Here is a 17,957-nt window from a genome sequence, read left to right on the forward strand (position 1 = left end):
GGTGGAGCCGTGGAACAGGCTCTGGATTTCGACTTGCTTCTTGTGCCCGGTTCGTAGTGGCAACCCCAAGATGTAGGGGTATACCGCAACGGGGATACAAGATAATGCGCTATGGGGGGGTTTGCAAGGCGGAGGAACGGGGAAAAGCTGTGGATAAAATGTGCATGGAATGTGGGTGAAGCGGGGTAACTCGCGCCATCCCTGATGCTGTCGGCCTTTCACCGTTCGTCGCGGCTGGTGACAGATTTTTCACACGCATCGGCTGTGCTGCGCGGCGCGGAACGCTACCACAATATGTAGTGTTTTTGCCGCAGCCGGCCTTGACCTTTTCGCGCAATGCCTGCGTGCACCGGTGGAGTGCGGCGGCGATGGCAATCTGGCTACAATGCCGGCCGCTTTTGCGGGCTCCCTATAGTCACTCTCTATAGTGAGAATGCCCGCGCTCGCTCATGGCGCATCAGGAGGCAAGGTGGAACAAGAAGCGCGCATTCTCATCGTCGAGGACGACCAGCGATTGGCCGAGTTGACCCAGGACTACCTGGAGAGCAACGGTCTGCTGGTGTCCATCGAGTCCCATGGCGGCAGGGCGGTGGACCGGGTGCTGGCCGAGCGGCCGGATCTGGTGGTGCTCGACCTGATGTTGCCGGGGGAGGATGGGTTGTCCATCTGCAAGCGCCTGCGCCCGGATTACGACGGGCCGATCCTGATGCTCACCGCGCGTACCGACGATATGGATCAGGTGCAGGGCCTGGAGATGGGGGCCGACGATTACGTGTGCAAGCCGGTGCGCCCGCGCGTGCTGCTGGCGCGTATCCGCGCCCTGCTGCGGCGCAGCGAGCCGGCTGAGGCCGCGCCGGCGGCGGGTGGCAAGCGCCTGACCTTCGGCAAGCTGGTGATCGACAACGCCATGCGCGAGGCCTGGCTGGACGAGCAGACCATCGAGCTGACCAGCGCCGAGTTCGATTTGCTCTGGCTGCTGGCGGCGAACACCGGGCGCATCCTCTCCCGCGAGGAAATCTTCAACTCCCTGCGCGGCATCGAGTACGACGGCCAGGACCGCTCCATCGATGTGCGTATTTCGCGCATCCGCCCGAAGATCGGCGACGACCCGATGCACCCGCGCCTGATCAAGACGGTGCGCAGCAAGGGCTACCTGTTCGTCGGGGAGCTTTGAGCCGTGGCCGGCGAGCAGCCGTTCCCGGAACTGCACAGTGAGCGGTTCAGCCTGCGCGCCTTTACCGATGCCGACCAGCCGGCGGTGTTCCGCGCGCTGTCGCATCCTGAGGTGATCCGCTACTACGGCGTCTCCTACGCGTCGCTGGAAGCCACCCGCGAGCAGATGGAGTGGTTCGAGCGCATCTATAAGGAGAGCAGCGGCATTTGGTGGGCGATCTGCCGGCCGGACGCACCCGAGGAGATCGTCGGCGGCTGTGGCTTCAACGACTGGCAGCAGGAGCATCGTCGTCTGGAGCTGGGCTACTGGCTGCTGCCCGAGCATTGGGGGCAGGGCGTGATGGGCGAATGCCTGCCGCTGATCTTCCGCCACGCCTTCCGCGAAATGAACGTGCACCGCATCGAGGCCGAGGTGGAAACGGAGAACCTCGCCAGCGGCCGCCTGCTGCTGCGCCAGGGATTTACGCTGGAAGGCCGGCGCCGCGAGTGCGAGGTGAAGGACGGGGCGTTCCTCAGCCTGGATTACTACGGGTTGCTCAATTCGGTGGACGCAGGGTGAGCTCGGTGCTCGGGCTGGCCCTCCCCCCAGCCCTCTCCCGAGGGGAGAGGGGGCCGTCAGTGCCGGCTGCCGGTTCGGCGTTGTGCTGTCGTGATAGATGCCAGCCGAGCCATCCGAGCAGGGCGCCAATCTTCGCGCGCACGCCGAACAGTCCCCTCTCCCTCCGAGCGGGGCGCGCAGCCAGGGCTAGGGTGAGGGTGCTCCCAGCCTGCACCGCGCCTGTCCGGATCAACCACCCATGAAATCCATCTTCCTGCGCATCTATGGCGGCATGCTGCTGACCCTGGTGGCGGTCGCCGCGCTGGCGGTGCTGACCCTGCACCTGGTCAACGACGTGCGCGGCGAACGCTACCGCGAGGACCTGGCGCGCGGCACGTTCCGCCTAATGGCCGATGAGTTGCTGCCTATGAGCGAGGTCGACCGCAAGCGCGCGTTGAGCCAGTGGAGCCGCCTGCTCGGTATCCCGCTGAAGCTCACCAGCCTGGACGCGCTGGGTATGGAAGGGCGCAGCCGGGCGCGGTTGATGAACGACCAGGTACTGGTGCAGGCCAGCGCGCCCCATGAAGTGCAGGTGATGACCCAGGTGAGTGCGGCCGAAGGGCTGGTCCTTACCGGCGAGGTGGAGCAGGTCAGCGAGCAGTTGGCGCGCGCCACCATCTACCTGCTGATGGACGAGCTCAAGCGCTACCCGGCCAGCGAGCAGCCCTATCACCTGGCGCGCATCGTCCGCGACAAGCGTTTCGGCTTCGAGGTGCATCTGCTGCGCCTGAAGGAGGTCGACCTGGACGACGACCAGAGTCGCCGGGTGGAAGAGGGTGACACGGTGATGGCGCTGGGCAAGGGCGGTGATTCGATCCGCGTGCTCTCGGGCATCCTCGATACGCCGTGGGTGCTGGAGCTGGGGCCGATCTACCAGATGAACCCCTATCCGCCGCAACTGTTGACGATCATCGTGGTGGTGGCGCTGACCCTGATTGGCCTGACCCTGTACCTGCTGATCAGCGGCCTGGAGCAGCGCCTGCGCGGCCTCGAATCCGCAGCCACGCGCATCGCCCGTGGCAGCCTGGATACCCGCGTGGAGGTGCGTGGTGCGGACTCGGTGGGGCGCCTCGCCGGAGCCTTCAACCACATGGCCGAGCAGCTGCACCTGTTGCTGACGGTGCAGCGCGAGCTGGTGCGCGCAGTGTCCCACGAGCTGCGCACGCCGGTGGCGCGGTTGCGCTTCGGGCTGGAGATGATCGAGTCCGCCGAGACCGACACGGCGCGGCGCAAGTACATGGAAGGCATGGACGGCGACATCCAGGACCTCGACCAACTGGTGGACGAGATGCTCACCTACGCGCGGCTGGAGCAAGGCTCGCCAGCGCTGGCCTACCAGCGCATCGAGCTGGGCGCGCTGGTGGAGCAGGTGGTCACGGAGATCGCCCCGCTGCGCCGGGAAATCACCGTGACCTGCGAGGCGGGCTCACTGGTGCCGTTCGACCAGGGCAGCTGGATCGAGGCCGAGCCGCGCTACCTGCACCGTGCGCTGCAGAACCTGATGACCAACGCGCTGCGCTATGCCGAAGGACGGGTACGGATCAGTTACCGGGTGAGCGTGGACCGCTGCCAGGTGGACGTGGAGGATGACGGCCCCGGCGTGCCGGAAGCGCAGTGGCACCGGCTGTTCCAGCCGTTCTTCCGTGCTGATGACAGCCGCGCGCGGGTCACTGGCGGGCATGGGCTGGGGTTGTCCATCGTGCGGCGGATCATCCACTGGCACGGCGGCCGCGCGCAGATCGCCAAGAGCGAAGTGCTGGGCGGTGCGTGCTTCACGCTGATGTGGCCACGTCGCCAGGCGCCGAAGGTCGACGACAGTATTTGACCTGTTAGTCAAAAAATGCAGAATGCTGCGGTGCCATCACCGGCTGATGGCAAGCCTGCCCTGTACTGATTTCTCGCACTGATGTTGCTATCCCATGAGGGGTATTGCAGAGTCACCGCTATCGTTATGTAATTTTTGTTATAGCGAGCGGATGCAGGCGATTTAATCAGCCGGAACGACGCTTGAGAACCACACCCACTGGAGCTTCATGATGAAACACCGCTTCGCAAGCCTGTCCCTGCTGGTCGCTTCCTGCTTCAGCCTGCACTCGGCGCTGGCCGATGAAGTCCAGGTCGCCGTCGCTGCCAACTTCACCGCGCCGATCCAGGCGATCGCCAAGGACTTCGAGAAGGACACCGGGCACAAACTGGTCGCCGCCTATGGCGCCACCGGCCAGTTCTACACCCAGATCAAGAACGGCGCGCCGTTCGAAGTCTTCCTCGCCGCCGACGACAGCACGCCGAAGAAACTCGAGGAAGAGAAGGAAATCGTCCCCGGTTCGCGCTTCACTTATGCCGTTGGCACCCTAGCGCTGTGGTCGGCGAAAGACGGTTACGTCGATGCCAAGGGCGACGTGCTGAAGAGCAACGAGTACCAGCACCTGTCCATCGCCAACCCGAAAACCGCGCCCTATGGCCTGGCCGCCACCCAGGTGATCGACAAGCTCGGCCTCAAGGACAAGGTCGCCGGCAAGATCGTCGAAGGCCAGAACATCACCCAGGCCTTCCAGTTCGTCTCCACCGGCAACGCGGAGCTGGGCTTCGTGGCGTTGTCGCAGATCTACAAGGATGGCAAGGTGAGCAGCGGTTCCGCCTGGATCGTGCCGGCCGACCTGCACGACCCGATCCGCCAGGACGCAGTGATCCTCAACAAGGGCAAGGACAGCGCCGCTGCCAAGGCGCTGGTCGAGTACCTGAAAGGGCCGAAGGCCGCTGCGGTGATCAAGTCCTACGGTTACGAACTCTAAGCCTCTAAGGAAACGCGATGCCCCTCACGCAGGAGGATTTCCTGGCCATCCGGCTCACCCTCGAGCTGGCCGCCCTGAGCACCCTGATTCTCCTGCTGATCGGCACGCCGATCGCCTGGTGGCTGTCGCGCACCCGCTCCTGGCTGAAAGGCCCGCTGGGAGCCGTGGTGGCGCTGCCGCTGGTGCTGCCGCCGACGGTGATCGGCTTCTACCTGCTGATCACCATGGGGCCCAACGGCTTCATCGGTCAGGCCACCGAGAGCCTGGGTCTGGGGCGCTTGCCGTTCACCTTCGCTGGGCTCGTGGTGGGCTCGGTGTTCTATTCGCTGCCCTTCGTGGTGCAGCCGTTGCAGAACGCCTTCGAGGCCATCGGCAACAAACCGCTGGAGGCCGCCGCGACCTTGCGCGCGAGTCCCCTGGATACCTTCTTCTCGGTCGTCCTGCCGCTGGCACGGCCGGGCTTCATCACCGCCAGCATCCTCGGTTTCGCCCACACGGTGGGTGAGTTCGGCGTGGTGCTGATGATCGGCGGCAACATTCCGGGCAAGACCCGCGTGGTGTCGGTGCAGATATTCGATCACGTCGAGGCCATGGAGTACGCCCAGGCGCACTGGCTGGCCGGTGGCATGGTGATCTTCTCCTTCTTCGTCCTGCTGGCGCTCTACGCGAGCCGCCGCAGCCGTTCGGCCTGGGCCTGAGGTGGGCATGCCGCAAGAGCTTCCCGCACGCGCCATCGAGGCTCGCTTCCAGATCGCCTATTCGGGCTTCAGCCTGGACGTCGACCTGCAACTGCCGGGCAAGGGCGTGACCGCGCTGTTCGGCCATTCCGGCTCCGGCAAGACCACCTGTCTGCGCTGTGTGGCGGGCCTGGAGCGCGCGCCGCTCGGCCGGCTGGTGGTGAACGGCGAGGTCTGGCAGGACAGCGCGACGGGCGTGTTCCTGCCGCCGCACAAACGCGCGCTGGGCTACGTGTTCCAGGAAGCCAACCTGTTCGAGCACCTGTCGGTGAAGCGCAACCTCACCTACGGCATGAAGCGCGTGCCGCGCGACCAGCACCGTGTGGAGCTGGAGCAGGCCACCGAGCTGCTGGGTATCGGCCACCTGCTGGAGCGCATGCCGGGGCACCTTTCCGGCGGCGAACGCCAGCGCGTCGGCATGGCCCGTGCGCTACTGACCAGCCCGCGCCTGCTGCTGATGGATGAGCCGCTGGCGGCGCTGGATCTCAAGCGCAAGGCAGAAATCCTGCCGTACCTGGAACGCCTGCACGACGAGCTGGATATCCCGATTCTCTACGTCAGCCACTCGCCCGATGAAGTGGCGCGGCTGGCCGATCACCTGGTGCTGCTGGACCAGGGCCGCTCCATCGCCAGCGGCCCGGTGGTGGAAACCCTGGCGCGCACCGACCTGCCGATCTCCCACCTGGAGGATGCCGGGGTGGTGATCGACGGCCAGGTCCTCGGTCATAACGCCGACTACGGCCTGCTGACCGTGGCGTTGCCGCACTGCGAACAGCGTATCCGCCTGGCCCATGCGCCGATGGACAAGGGCCGGGCGCTGCGCATCAAGGTGCAGGCGCGCGACGTCAGCCTGAGCCTGGAGCCTGCGGCCCACAGCAGCATCCTCAACGTGCTGCCGGCGACGGTGGTCGAGATCGTGCCGATGGACAACCCGGCGCACCTGCTGGTGAAGCTGGACGTGGCCGGTACGCCCCTACTGGCACGGATCACCCGCTATTCCCGCGACCAACTCGGCTTGCGCACTGGTCAGGCGGTTTGGGCGCAGATCAAGTCGGTGGCGTTGCTGGCCTGAGACTGCACCTGCTTTTCGTAGGATGGGTGGAGCGCAGCGATACCCATGCTGCCGGTGCGCTGGAACGATGGGTATCGCTGCGCTCCACGCCATCCTACAGATGCCTCCTGACGTCCAGCTTTGCGGGTAGATCAGAAACGAAGAAGGGCGGCCACTGGCCGCCCTTCCTCGTTTCACTCCACGCCTTACAGCAGCGGAATGGTGTAGCTGACGATCAGGCGGTTCTCGTCCTGGTCGCGCTGGCTCGGTACGCCCGGAGTGGACGCTGCCGGCAGGCCGCTGCGCATGGTGGCGTTCTTCCAGGCCAGGCCCAGGCCCTTGAGGGTCCCTTCCTGGACGACGTAGCCCAGCGCGATATCCCGTTCCCACTCGCCCTGGTCACCCTGCTTGGTGTCGATGTTGTCGGCGTTCAGGTAGAGCACGCTGAAGGTCAGGCCGGGCACGCCGAGGTCGGCGAAGTCGTAGGCGTAACGACCGATCCAGGTACGCTCGCCGGCATGGTTGAACTTCAGCAGTTGGGCGTCGGAGATCAGGTAGGTGCTGGTGCCTTCGCCGTCGCCTCGGTTCAGGTAGGGGAAGTCGCTGTCGCCAGTCATTGTCTGGTAGCCGGCGCCGATGCTGTGGCCGCCCAGGGCGTAGGTGAACATGCCGCTGTAGACGTTGTTGTCGACTTCGCCCTTGAGGCTGTTGCCACCGTAGTAACCGCTGCTGACATAGCCGTCGGCGCGGCCGGAGGCGCTGCCGTTCTTGCCGTCGGAATCACTGATGAAGACGCGGATGTCGGACTTCAGGGTGCCCGGTCCTACAGCAAAGCTATGCACCAGGCCGAGGTAGTTCTGTTTGTAGAAGTTATCCAGCTCGCCGTAGTAGTACGACAGGGTCAGGTTCTTGCTGGCCTTGTAGTCGCCGCCGGCGAAGTAGAACTTGTTGCTGTCGCGCGAGGAGGCGCTGCTGCCGTTGGCGCCAGCGATGGACATGCTGCGCCAGTCGGTCGAGTTGCGGCCCTTGGTGTGGGTCAGTTGGCCGCCGGTCAGGGTCAGGTTGTCGATGTCGCTGGAGGTTACCTGGCCCCCTTCGTAGGTCATCGGCAGCAGGCGGGCGTCGTTGTAGACCACCACCGGCAGCTTGGGCTGCAGGGTGCCGTAGCGGAATTCGGTCCTGGAGATCTTCGCCTTGGCTGTCATGCCGAGGCTGCTGAATTCATCCACCGCACTGCCGTCGCTCTCCAGCGGGAAGACGGTACCGGGCTGGCGATCGATGCCGGCCTTGCCAGCCTTGCCGCCGCCGTCCAGGCGCACGCCGAGCAGGCCCAGGGCGTCGACGCCGAAGCCCACGGTGCCCTGGGTGAAGCCCGAGGAATAGTTGAGCATGAAGCCCTGGCCCCACTCTTCCTGCTTGCTGGGCGAGGCGCTGCCGTTACGGTTGTCGGTGTTGATGTAGAAGTTGCGCAGGGTCAGGCTGGCCTTGCTGTCTTCGATGAAGCCGCCAGCGTGGACCGATGGCGCGATGAGGCCGAGCGAACTCGCCGCAATGGCGAGCGCCAGGGTGTTTCTGGTCATTACGTTGCTCCGATGGTCATTTCTTTTTGTGGGAACCGAAGAATCAGACGTTGCCGTCTGGCTGTATATAATTCTATATACCGATGGGCCTGCTGACGATTCCTCTGAGCGCAAAATCTGAGGATCATTGTGGGTACGGGTACGTCTGGGCGGCGTGCATGACGCCAAATTCTGACTTTTAAGTCAAGACTTCAGTTTTTTCTGTCAGCTTCAGCTGTCAGTTGCTGCCGTTGAGCGCGGGAATGGCGACCAGGCTCAGCAGGCGGTCGTCGAACAGGCTGAACTGCCCGTCGATCTCCTTGCCGTGGAGCCATTCCTCCGACAGATCGGTCAGCAGACGCAGCCGAGCGTGGCCGCCAGCGGACCAGCTCAGCAGCTCGGCGTGCTCGAAGTAGAAGCGCTTGCGCACCAAGGGGAAGAGCGCCTTGAACAGGCTTTCCTTGAGGGAAAAGGTCAGGGTGACTTGCAGTGCGGCCTGCTGCGGATCGAGGCGCGCCAGTTCACCTGGCGTAAGGATTTCCGCCGCCAGTCGTTCCGCGCGCGCGCTTTCCAGCCGATTTTCCACATCCAGGCCGAGCCCGCGCCAATGGCTGTCGCTGGCGACGATAGCGGCCGCCCAGCCGTCGCCATGGGTGATCGAGCCACAGAAACCCGCTGGCCAGATCGGTGCGCGTTCCTCGTCGGTTCCCGGCACCCAGGTCTGCGAGCCCGCCGCCAGCAGCGCTGCGCGGGCGCAGAGGCGCCCGGCGAGATACTCGGCCTGCCGCTTGGCGACGGAGCGCTGGATATTGGCCGGCGCCTCGACTCGGCTCAGGGCAAAGTCGCCGGCTTGCAGGCGCTGGCGGTCGAAGCGGGTGCTGCGCAACTGGCAGCCGGCCAGCGGCGTGGGCAGGGGCCAGTCGGCGTCGAGCGGGGTGCAGAAGTCGGGGAGGGCGGTCATGGGTGCATTCTGCCGCGCCAGAACGTGGCTCACCAGTCACGCGGCACTTACATTCGATTGCAAACCTTCACCAAAGGCGTACGGATTCGTCTGACAGGCTTTGTCACACTTCATGTCGCGTTCCCAAGGGGACGCAGGTGAGGTTGTTGTTGGAGTGCCGCCAAGGTGGGCTCTGACCTTTGACACTTGATTGAGTGCGGGAGCCCGGATGGGCTCCCGTTTTTTATGGCCGGCGTTTGACTACGCGCCTGTTTTTACGTCGAAGATTTCCTTGAAGAACGCCTTGAGGTCCGCCCAGGACTTCTGGTCGGCCGTCTTGTCGTAGCCCACGTCCAGGCCGTGCCCCTTGTGTTTGTCGGCGTCCGGGCTGGTGAAACTGTGCTTGGCGCCGGGCTGGATCACCAGCTTGTAGTCGGCCTTGGCGTTGTCCATCTCGGTCTTGAAGGCTGTGACGCTGTCGGCCGGCACCAGGGTGTCGGCGGCGCCGTGTTCGACCAGGATCTTCGCCTTGATCTGCCCTGGCTGCGCCGGCGTCTGGGTCGCCAGTATGCCGTGGAAGCTGGCCACGCCGGCCAGCGGCAGGCCGGCGCGGGCCATGTCCAGCACCACCTTGCCGCCGAAGCAGTAGCCGATGGCGGCGATCTTGCTCGGGTCGGTCTGCGGCTGTTTCTTCAGCAGGTCGAGGCCGGCCTGGAAGCGTGCCTTGGCCGCATCGGCATTCTTCAGCGCTTCACTCATGAAGGCCTTGGCGTCTTCGGGGTGCTCGGTGTGCTTGCCTTCGCCATACATGTCGATGGCCAGTGCGCTGTAGCCCAGTTCGGCGAGCTGCCGGGCGCGGCTTTTCGCGTAGTCGTTCAGGCCCCACCATTCGTGCACCACCAGCACACCGGGGCGGATACCGGATTTGGCGTCGTCGTAGGCGAAGTAACCGATCAGTTTCGTGCCGCCAGCGGATTCGTAGGGAATTTCCTGGGTCTTGATCGCGGCTGAAGCGCTGGCCGCAAAGGCGAACAGCAGCAGGGCGGTGAGCAGGCGCATGGGGATTCTCCGTAGCGTGGGCCGTGGCGATAGCCAGTGGGCAATGGGTAAGGGGCGCGGAACCCAAGAAGATAGCCGCTGATGCGCAAAACGCCCGTGCAGAATGCACGCAGCCGCTCAAGGGTGCGGTTGTCGACTGAAAGATAGGCGGCTGATGAGTGAAAAGTCCGACAGCCTCGTCTACCCTTGCGCCCATGTTCTGACCCGCGAAGCGATAGGCCGATGTTGGACCTGAGCACCTGGAATCTGACCATTCCGCAACGCGGCCCGGCCGCGACCATTTCCACGGCGAAACTCGGCCGTGACTACCAGAGCCCGTATTTCCGCCGCAGCGCCGAGGGCGTGGAGTTCTGGGTGCCGGTGAACGGCGCCCATACCAGTGGCAGCGAATATCCCCGTACCGAACTGCGCGAGACCAGGCCCGACGGTCGCCTGGTGACCTGGCGCTATCCGCTGGCGGAGAACCTGCTGGTCGCCACCCTGCGAGTGGAGGCGGTGCCTTCCAGCCGGCGCATGGTGATCGGGCAGGTCCACAGCAACGGCAGCGGCAGCGCCGAGGCCCTGCCTCTGGTCAAGCTGGTCTACCAGCAGCGCCTGGACAAGGCGCGGGTACAGGCGCTGGTTCGCGATCGGCCGGACGACATCACCACGCGCACCTATACCGTCTATGACGGCATTCCCCTGGGCGATACCTTTACCTACCGGCTGGGCGTGTCCAGCAGCGGGGTGCTGAGCGTGCAGGTCGAGAGCGGCCAGGTCAGCCAGCAACTGGACACCCAGTGGGCCTACCAGGGCCTGTACTTCAAGGCAGGCCTCTACCTGCAGGACAATCGCGGGCCCGCCAGCGAGGGCGGGCGCGCCACCTTCACCGATCTGAGCATTCGACACCAATGAAGACTTTCTCCATCGCGCGTCGCGCTTCCCTGGCCTTGGCTCTGCTGCTGCCGGCGGCACTGGCGCAGGCCGCACCGGGCGACGATTTCGGCTCCTGCTTGAACCGCTTGCAGGGCGCTGCCCAGGCCAAGGGCGTCAGCTCCGCCAGCTTCGCGCAGTTCACCAAAGGCCTGCAGCCGGACATGAGCGTGCTGCCGCTGCTGGACGCCCAGCCCGAATTCACCACGCCGATCTGGGATTACCTGGCCGGGCTGGTGGACGAGCAGCGCGTGGCCGACGGCAAGGCACGAATGACCGAACATGCCGACCTGTTGCGCAAGATCGCCGCGCGCTATCAGGTCGACCCGGCCACGGTGGTCGCGGTGTGGGGCGTGGAGAGCGATTACGGCCGCATCACCGGCAAGCGCCCGTTGCTGGTATCGCTGTCGACGTTGTCCTGCTATGGCCGGCGCCAGTCGTTCTTCCAGGGCGAGTTCATCGCCACCCTCAAGCTGCTGCAGCAGGGCGATATCCGCGACAGCGGCATCACCGGCTCCTGGGCCGGTGCCTTCGGTCAGACGCAGTTCATGCCCTCGACCTACGCGCGCATCGCTGAGGACTTCGACGGTGACGGCCACCGCGACCTGGTGGGCAGCACCGCCGACGCCCTGGCCTCCACCGCCAACTACCTGCGCAAGGCCGGCTGGCGCGAAGGGCAGCCCTGGGGCTACGAGGTGAAACTGCCGGCGGGCTTCGACGCGTCGCTGGCCGGGCGCACCAAGCGCCGTGCGCTGTCGGACTGGACCAGCCGTGGTGTGAAGCGCATCGATGGCAAGGCGATCCCGAGTATCGATTCCAAGGCTGCCATCCTGCTGCCGGCAGGCGCCAATGGCCCGGCCTTCCTGGTGCTGCGCAACTACGACGCGATCTATTCCTACAACGCGGCGGAAAGCTATGCGCTGGCCATTGCACTGCTGTCCGACCGCCTGCGTGGCGAGCCGGGCTTGCGCACATCCTGGCCGACCGACGATCCGGGCCTGAGCCGGGCACAACGCAAGGAGCTGCAGGAGCTGCTGATCCAGCGCGGCTACGACATCGGCCAGGCCGACGGCATGATCGGCGACGTGACGCGCAAGGCGATCCAGCAGGAGCAGAACAAGCGCGGCCTGACGCCGGCGGACGGGCGCGCGGGGCAAAAGATCCTGAAGGCGTTGCAGGGCGGCTGACCGTTACGCCTGGATCAAGAGAAGCCCCGGCCCATGCCGGGGCTTTTCGTTTGTGTCCGGGCCTTTGTTCGCGAGCAAGGACTAGGCGTCCCCCTCGGTCCTACGAAAAACAGCCGGGCGCGATGTGAAAGGACGGCGCACGACTGTAGGAGCGAGCTTGCTCGCGAACCAAATGTGAGCGACGGGGCCCGCCGTGGGCTCCGCAATCCCAAAAAAACGTGAAATTTCCTTCGGATAATTCGTTCAGCATTGGTTCAGCAGTCCGACAGGTTCGGTTCAGTGCCCCCCTCGTAACCTTCTCCCCGTCAACCCATTACGCAAATCCTTGACGGGAGAATCCCCATGAAAGCTCTGAAGAAAATCGCCCTCGCCAGCGCCATCCTCGGTGCCAGCGTCGCCGCTACCGCCGCCAACGCTGCCGACACCTTCGTCGGTATGACCTGGGGCGAAACCAGCAACAACATCCAGAAGTCTGACGCGCTGAACCGCAACCTGGGCAATCCGAAGTTCGACAGCGTGATCAACAACAGCGGCACCTGGGGTGTTCGCGCCGGCCAGCAGATGGAGCAGGGCCGCTACTACATCACCTATGAAAACGTCTCGGACACCGAGAACGGCCTGAAGCTGCGCCAGCAGAACCTGCTCGGCAGCTACGACGCCTTCCTGCCGCTGGGCGACCAGGGCACCAAGCTGTTCGGCGGCGGCACCGCCGGCCTGGTCAAGCTGGAGCAGGACTCCAGAGGCTACAGCCGCGACAGCGATGTGGGTTACGCCCTCGGCGCGCAAGCCGGTATCCTCCAGGAGCTCGGCAAGAACGCATCCGTGGAAGGCGGCTACCGTTACCTGCGTACCAACGCGAGTACCGAGATGAGCCCGCACGGTGGCAGCAAGGTGGGATCCCTTGACCTGCACAGCAGCTCCCAGTTCTACCTGGGCGCCAACTACAAGTTCTGACCGGTACCGCAACCGGGCCCCGCGTGGCCCGGTTGCCTGACTCAGGGAGCACGCGCATGAAACTGCTGGTGGTGGAAGACGAGGCGCTGTTGCGCCATCACCTGTATACCCGGCTCGGCGAGCAAGGCCATGTGGTCGATGCCGTTGCCAATGCCGAGGAGGCGCTGTACCGCGCCAGCGAATACCATCACGACCTGGCCATGATCGACCTCGGGTTGCCGGGCATGAGCGGCCTGGACCTGATCCGCGAATTCCGCAGCCAGGGCAAGACCTTCCCCATTCTCGTCCTCACCGCTCGCGGCAACTGGCAGGACAAGGTCGAAGGCTTGGCCGCCGGCGCCGACGACTACGTGGTCAAACCCTTCCAGTTCGAGGAGCTGGAGGCGCGCCTGAACGCTCTGCTGCGCCGCTCCAGCGGTTTCGCCCAGGCGAGCATCGAGGCCGGCCCGCTGGTGCTGGACATCAACCGCAAGCAGGCGCTGGTCAATGGCGAGTCGCTGCAGCTGACCGCCTTCGAGTACCGCATCCTCGAATACCTCATGCGCCATCACCAGCAGGTGGTGGCCAAGGAACGGCTGATCGAGCAGCTCTACCCGGACGACGACGAGCGCGACCCGAACGTCATCGAGGTGCTGGTCGGCCGCCTGCGCCGCAAGCTGGAGGCTGCCGCCGCGTTCAAGCCGATCGATACCGTGCGCGGCCAGGGCTACATCTTCAACGAGCGGTGCAAGTGATCCGATCGCTGCGGCTGCGCCTGATGATCGGTGCGGCGATTCTTGCCGTGCTGTTCATGGTGGCGCTGCTGCCGGCTCTCCAGCGTGCCTTCAGCATCGCTTTGGAGAACGCCATCCAGCAGCGTCTGGCGGCGGACGTGGCGACCCTGGTGTCCTCGGCGCGCATCGAAGGTAACGTCCTGAGCATGCCCGAGCACCTGCCGGTGGAGGACTTCAACCTCCCCGAATCCAAGCTGCTGGGCTTCATCTACGACCAGTCCGGGAAGCTGGTGTGGCGCTCCACCTCGGCGCAGGACGAGAGCGTCGATTACTCGCCCAGGTACGACGGCCTGATGGACGAGTTCACCCGTATCCGTGATGCCACTGGCCAGGAGTTCTTCGTCTATGACGTGGAGATCGACCTGCTCGGCGGCCAGCGCGCGGCCTACAGCATTGTCACCATGCAGCCGGAAAGCGAGTTCCGCGAATTGGTCAGCGGCTTCCGCGACCAGCTCTACGTCTGGCTGGGTGGCGCGCTGTTGCTGCTGCTGGGCCTGCTCTGGCTCGGCCTGGGCTGGGGGTTTCGCTCCATGCGCGGGTTGCGTTCGGAGCTGGACCAGATCGAGACCGGTGACCGCGAACGCCTGAGCGATGACCACCCCCAGGAGATGCTGCGCCTGACCGGCTCGGTGAACCGCCTGCTGGACAGCGAGCGCGCCCAGCGCGAGCGCTACCGCAATTCCCTGGGCGACCTCGCCCATAGCCTGAAGACGCCGCTGGCGGTACTGCAGGGCGTCAGTGAAACCCTCGCCGATGAGCCGAAGAACCGCGAACAGGTGCAGGTGCTGCGGACCCAGATCGAGCGCATGAGCCAGCAGATCGGTTACCAGTTGCAGCGCGCGACCATGCGCAAGAGCGGCCTGATTCGCCACCGCGCAGCCCTCGATCCCCTGCTGGACACCATCGCCGGCGCGCTGGACAAGGTTTACCGCGACAAGCGCGTGAAGCTGGAGCGGGATATCCCGCCGGGCTTTTCCCTGCCGCTGGAGAAGGGCGCATTGCTGGAGATGCTCGGCAACCTGCTGGAGAACGCGTACCGCCTGTGCCTGACCACGGTGAAGGTCAGCGCGCGCAAGAATGGCCGGATGTTCGAGCTGATCATCGAGGACGATGGCCCCGGCGTGCCGGCCAGCCAGCGGGAACGCATCCTCAAGCGCGGCGAGCGGCTGGACACCCAGCACCCCGGCCAGGGTATTGGCACGGCGGTGGTGAAGGACATCATCGACAGCTACGACGGCGAACTGGCGCTGGAGGATTCCGTGCTGGGCGGGGCGTGTTTCCGGATTCGGTTGCCGGGGTGAGGGCTACTCTTTCGCTCCCGTAGGATAGTGTGGAGCGAAGCGATACCCATCATTCGTGAGATGTCCGGGGCAGCATGGGTATCCCAAGCTCCACCCATCCTGTGACAAGCCCGCAACAGTCACTCCCCCTGCTGCGCCCGGTAAGCCCCCGGCGTCAGCCCCGTCCATTTCTTGAACGCCCGGTGGAAGGCCGAAGGCTCGGAGAAGCCGAGCTGGTCGGCGATGTCCTGAATCGAATGCTCGGCGCGCCCCAGGCAGTAGATCGCCAGGTCGCGGCGCAGCTGGTCCTTCAACTCCTGGAAGTTCGGCCCTTCCTCGCGCAGATGGCGGCGCAGGGTCTGCGGGCTCATGTGCAGTTGCGCGGCGACCTGCTCCAGATCTGGCCAACTGCGGCAGTCGCGGCCGAGCAGGCGGCGGATCTGGCTGGTCAGGCTGTCGCCGCCATCGGGGCGGGCGAGCAGGTCGGCGGGGGAGTCCTTGAGGAAGTGCTTGAGCGTGCGCTCGTCCTGTAGCAGTGGCATGTCCAGGTAACGCGCCTGCAACAGCAGGCTGGTGCTGCCGGCCGAGAAGCGGCGAGGGCAGGGGAAGATCAGGTCGTATTCGGCCTGGTGCTCGGGCGCCGGGTAGCTGAAGGTAGCTTCGTCCAGACGGATGCGCTGGCCGATCAGCCAGCTGGCCAGGCGGTGCCAGATCAGCAGCAGGCTCTCGGCGAGGAAATGATCCGGGTCACGCAGGTGCGTCTCGTCGAGGGTCAGTCGTGCCCAATCGCCCTCGCGTACCAGTTCGATCCGCGGGGCGTTCGGAAACAGTCCATAGAACAGCGCACCGCGTCCCAGTGCTTTCTCCAGCGTGCGGCAATGGATGATCGCATTGCACATCATGGCGAAGGTGCCGCGCTTGCTGGGCATGGCGCCGAAGCCCATGTATTCGTCGTCGAGCACTTCCCAAAGGCGCTGCAGCAGGCAGGTGAACTGCGAGGGATCGATGCGCGCGCGGGGCTCGTCGAGGATCGCCGGGGCGATGCCGGCTTCACGCAGCAACAGTTGAATGTCCAGCCCCTTGCGCTGCGCGCCGTGAACGGCGGCGCGGACGAAATGGCTGGCAATGGTGCGTTCACGCATGAGCGGTCCTTGTTGTTCTGGTCGCACGTCCAACAGCGGTGCGATAAACCCGATCGAACCTGATCGGGGTTCTACAATCTACGGTACGAAGGCCCTGGCGGATACCCGCCAGAGGGCGGGAAACCCGCCAGCGAGAAGGCGGATTTCCGCCATTTCTGGAGCCTTCCGTGCCGTGACTTTGCGTGCAAGCTATTGAATTTAAAGAGTTATGTTATTTTTTTAAGGTCTGGCACAGCACTTGCGATATGCGCTCAAGGCCTGCCGTCTGGCATGCCCTGAAAACAAATTCTCCCATTGCAGGGAGATAACGCGTTCGGTGTGGTGTTCCCCCAGGGAGCACTCACCCGTGAGGACAGAGCTGCCATGACCAAGCAACCCTTCTACAAAAGCCTGTACGTGCAGGTACTGATCGCCATCGCCATCGGTATCGCACTCGGCCACTTCTACCCCGACACCGCCAAACTGATGAAGCCGCTGGGCGATGGCTTCGTCAAACTGATCAAGATGGCCATCGCGCCGATCATCTTCTGCACCGTGGTGACCGGCATCGCCGGCATGCAGAGCATGAAGGCCGTGGGCAAGACGGGCGGCATGGCACTGCTGTACTTCGAAATCGTTTCCACCATCGCGCTGATCATCGGCCTGGTCGTGGTCAACGTGGTCCAGCCGGGCGCCGGCATGCACGCCGACGTCGCCACGCTGACCGCCGAAATGAACAAGAACGCGGCGCTCACCGGCTTCATCGCATCAGGCGAGAAGCAGAGCACCATCGACTTCTTCATGAACGTCATCCCGGGCACCGTGGTCGGCGCCTTCGCCAACGGTGACATCCTCCAGGTGCTGTTCTTCTCCGTGCTGTTCGGCTACGCGCTGCACCGCCTGGGCGACTACGGCAAGCCGGTGTTCGAGTTCATCGATCGCATCACCCACGTGATGTTCAACATCATCAACGTGATCATGAAGGTCGCTCCCATCGGCGCCTTCGGTGCCATGGCCTTCACCATCGGTGCCTATGGCCTTGGTTCGCTGGTGCAACTGGGCCAGCTGATGCTGTGCTTCTACATCACCTGCCTGCTGTTCGTGCTGGTCGTGCTTGGCGGCATTGCCCGCGCCCACGGCTTCAACATCCTGCGCTTCATCTCCTACATCCGCGAAGAGCTGCTGATCGTGCTGGGCACCTCGTCCTCCGAATCCGCCCTGCCGCGCATGATCGCCAAGATGGAGAAGCTGGGCGCCGACAAGAGCGTCGTCGGCCTGGTGATCCCCACCGGCTACTCGTTCAACCTGGACGGCACCTCGATCTACCTGACCATGGCCGCCGTGTTCATCGCCCAGGCTACCGACACCCCGATGGACATCGGCCACCAGTTGACCCTGCTGGTAGTGCTGCTGATCGCCTCCAAGGGCGCCGCCGGTGTCACCGGTTCGGGCTTCATCGTACTGGCTGCGACCCTGTCCGCGGTCGGCCACCTGCCGGTTGCCGGTCTGGCGCTGATCCTGGGTATCGACCGTTTCATGTCCGAGGCCCGCGCGCTGACCAACCTGGTTGGCAACGGCGTCGCCACCATCGTGGTCGCCAAGTGGTGCAAGCAGCTGGACGAGAAGACCCTGTCTGCGGAACTGGCCGCTGGCCCGGGCAACTCGGCGGAGCTGCAGCCTTCCTGACGGGTTTCCCAACGAGCAATTCGGCCCGGTGAACGTGAAGCACCGGAGCCTTTCCAGCCCGCTCATTTGAGCGGGCTTTTTTATGGGCGAGTGGTTTGCGCCAGGTTCTTCGTAGGAGCGAGCTTGCTCGCGAAT

The 17,957-nt window shown here is 64.7% G+C and carries 16 protein-coding genes; 12 read left to right on the forward strand and 4 right to left on the reverse strand.

Annotated features, from left to right (window positions below; genetic code table 11):
- The first annotated feature begins 469 nt into the window (after nt 1-469).
- From CTR55_RS05225 to modC, 6 genes are all read left to right on the forward strand, one after another.
- Nucleotides 470-1,174 carry a response regulator gene (locus CTR55_RS05225; RefSeq protein WP_296284491.1) on the forward strand — a complete coding sequence of 235 codons (705 nt, stop codon included), beginning with the start codon at nt 470-472 and terminating at the stop codon, nt 1,172-1,174.
- 3 nt (nt 1,175-1,177) lie between these two features.
- Nucleotides 1,178-1,732, forward strand: a complete 555-nt coding sequence (locus CTR55_RS05230) for a GNAT family protein (RefSeq protein WP_296284492.1) — start codon at nt 1,178-1,180, stop codon at nt 1,730-1,732.
- A gap of 238 nt (nt 1,733-1,970) precedes the next feature.
- Complete coding sequence (locus CTR55_RS05235) at nt 1,971-3,596, forward strand: ATP-binding protein (RefSeq protein WP_296284493.1); 1,626 nt, start codon at nt 1,971-1,973, stop codon at nt 3,594-3,596.
- A gap of 211 nt (nt 3,597-3,807) precedes the next feature.
- Nucleotides 3,808-4,563, forward strand: coding sequence for a molybdate ABC transporter substrate-binding protein (gene modA / locus CTR55_RS05240; protein WP_296284494.1), 756 nt, complete (start codon nt 3,808-3,810; stop codon nt 4,561-4,563).
- Between the two features lie 17 nt (nt 4,564-4,580).
- A complete protein-coding gene (gene modB, locus CTR55_RS05245; protein WP_296284495.1) occupies nt 4,581-5,261 on the forward strand; it encodes a molybdate ABC transporter permease subunit in 681 nt (226 codons plus the stop codon).
- A gap of 7 nt (nt 5,262-5,268) precedes the next feature.
- Nucleotides 5,269-6,372: a molybdenum ABC transporter ATP-binding protein gene (modC, locus tag CTR55_RS05250; RefSeq protein WP_296284496.1), complete on the forward strand. Its 1,104-nt coding sequence runs from the start codon at nt 5,269-5,271 to the stop codon at nt 6,370-6,372.
- Between the two features lie 185 nt (nt 6,373-6,557).
- Here the strand turns inward: modC and CTR55_RS05255 are convergent, their stop codons facing one another.
- The 3 genes from CTR55_RS05255 to CTR55_RS05265 all read right to left on the reverse strand — a co-directional run bounded on the left by CTR55_RS05255 (nt 6,558) and on the right by CTR55_RS05265 (nt 9,909).
- The gene (locus CTR55_RS05255; RefSeq protein WP_296284497.1) at nt 6,558-7,931 is read right to left on the reverse strand and encodes an OprD family porin; all 1,374 of its coding nucleotides are present in this window, start codon (nt 7,929-7,931) and stop codon (nt 6,558-6,560) included.
- A gap of 217 nt (nt 7,932-8,148) precedes the next feature.
- Nucleotides 8,149-8,871 (reverse strand): 4'-phosphopantetheinyl transferase superfamily protein, encoded by a 723-nt coding sequence (locus CTR55_RS05260; protein ID WP_296284498.1) that lies wholly within the window; start codon nt 8,869-8,871, stop codon nt 8,149-8,151.
- 240 nt (nt 8,872-9,111) lie between these two features.
- Nucleotides 9,112-9,909, reverse strand: a complete 798-nt coding sequence (locus tag CTR55_RS05265) for a dienelactone hydrolase family protein (RefSeq protein ID WP_296284499.1) — start codon at nt 9,907-9,909, stop codon at nt 9,112-9,114.
- Between the two features lie 222 nt (nt 9,910-10,131).
- Between CTR55_RS05265 and CTR55_RS05270 the strand changes: the two genes are divergently transcribed.
- The 5 genes from CTR55_RS05270 to CTR55_RS05290 all read left to right on the forward strand — a co-directional run bounded on the left by CTR55_RS05270 (nt 10,132) and on the right by CTR55_RS05290 (nt 15,036).
- Complete coding sequence (locus CTR55_RS05270) at nt 10,132-10,803, forward strand: polysaccharide lyase family 7 protein (RefSeq protein WP_296284500.1); 672 nt, start codon at nt 10,132-10,134, stop codon at nt 10,801-10,803.
- A complete protein-coding gene (locus CTR55_RS05275) occupies nt 10,800-12,008 on the forward strand; it encodes a lytic murein transglycosylase (protein WP_296284501.1) in 1,209 nt (402 codons plus the stop codon). Before CTR55_RS05270 ends, CTR55_RS05275 begins: the two co-directional genes overlap by 4 nt.
- 342 nt (nt 12,009-12,350) lie before the next feature.
- Nucleotides 12,351-12,962 carry a hypothetical protein gene (locus CTR55_RS05280; RefSeq protein ID WP_296284502.1) on the forward strand — a complete coding sequence of 204 codons (612 nt, stop codon included), beginning with the start codon at nt 12,351-12,353 and terminating at the stop codon, nt 12,960-12,962.
- A gap of 56 nt (nt 12,963-13,018) precedes the next feature.
- Nucleotides 13,019-13,696, forward strand: coding sequence for a response regulator (locus CTR55_RS05285; RefSeq protein ID WP_296284503.1), 678 nt, complete (start codon nt 13,019-13,021; stop codon nt 13,694-13,696).
- Nucleotides 13,693-15,036 (forward strand): ATP-binding protein, encoded by a 1,344-nt coding sequence (locus tag CTR55_RS05290; protein ID WP_296284504.1) that lies wholly within the window; start codon nt 13,693-13,695, stop codon nt 15,034-15,036. The genes CTR55_RS05285 and CTR55_RS05290 overlap by 4 nt, the downstream gene beginning before the upstream one ends.
- Nucleotides 15,037-15,155: 119 nt before the next feature.
- On the opposite strand, the gene CTR55_RS05295 is transcribed toward CTR55_RS05290, so the two are convergent.
- Entirely contained in the window at nt 15,156-16,157 is a 1,002-nt protein-coding gene (locus CTR55_RS05295) for an AraC family transcriptional regulator (protein ID WP_296284505.1), read from the reverse strand.
- 363 nt (nt 16,158-16,520) lie between these two features.
- On the opposite strand from CTR55_RS05295, the gene CTR55_RS05300 reads away from it, so the two are divergent.
- On the forward strand, nt 16,521-17,822 hold the full coding sequence (locus CTR55_RS05300; protein WP_296284506.1) for a dicarboxylate/amino acid:cation symporter: 1,302 nt from the start codon (nt 16,521-16,523) through the stop codon (nt 17,820-17,822).
- Nucleotides 17,823-17,957 lie beyond the last annotated feature (135 nt).

Source organism: Pseudomonas sp., from assembly GCF_002796985.1.
Lineage (GTDB): Bacteria > Pseudomonadota > Gammaproteobacteria > Pseudomonadales > Pseudomonadaceae > Pseudomonas.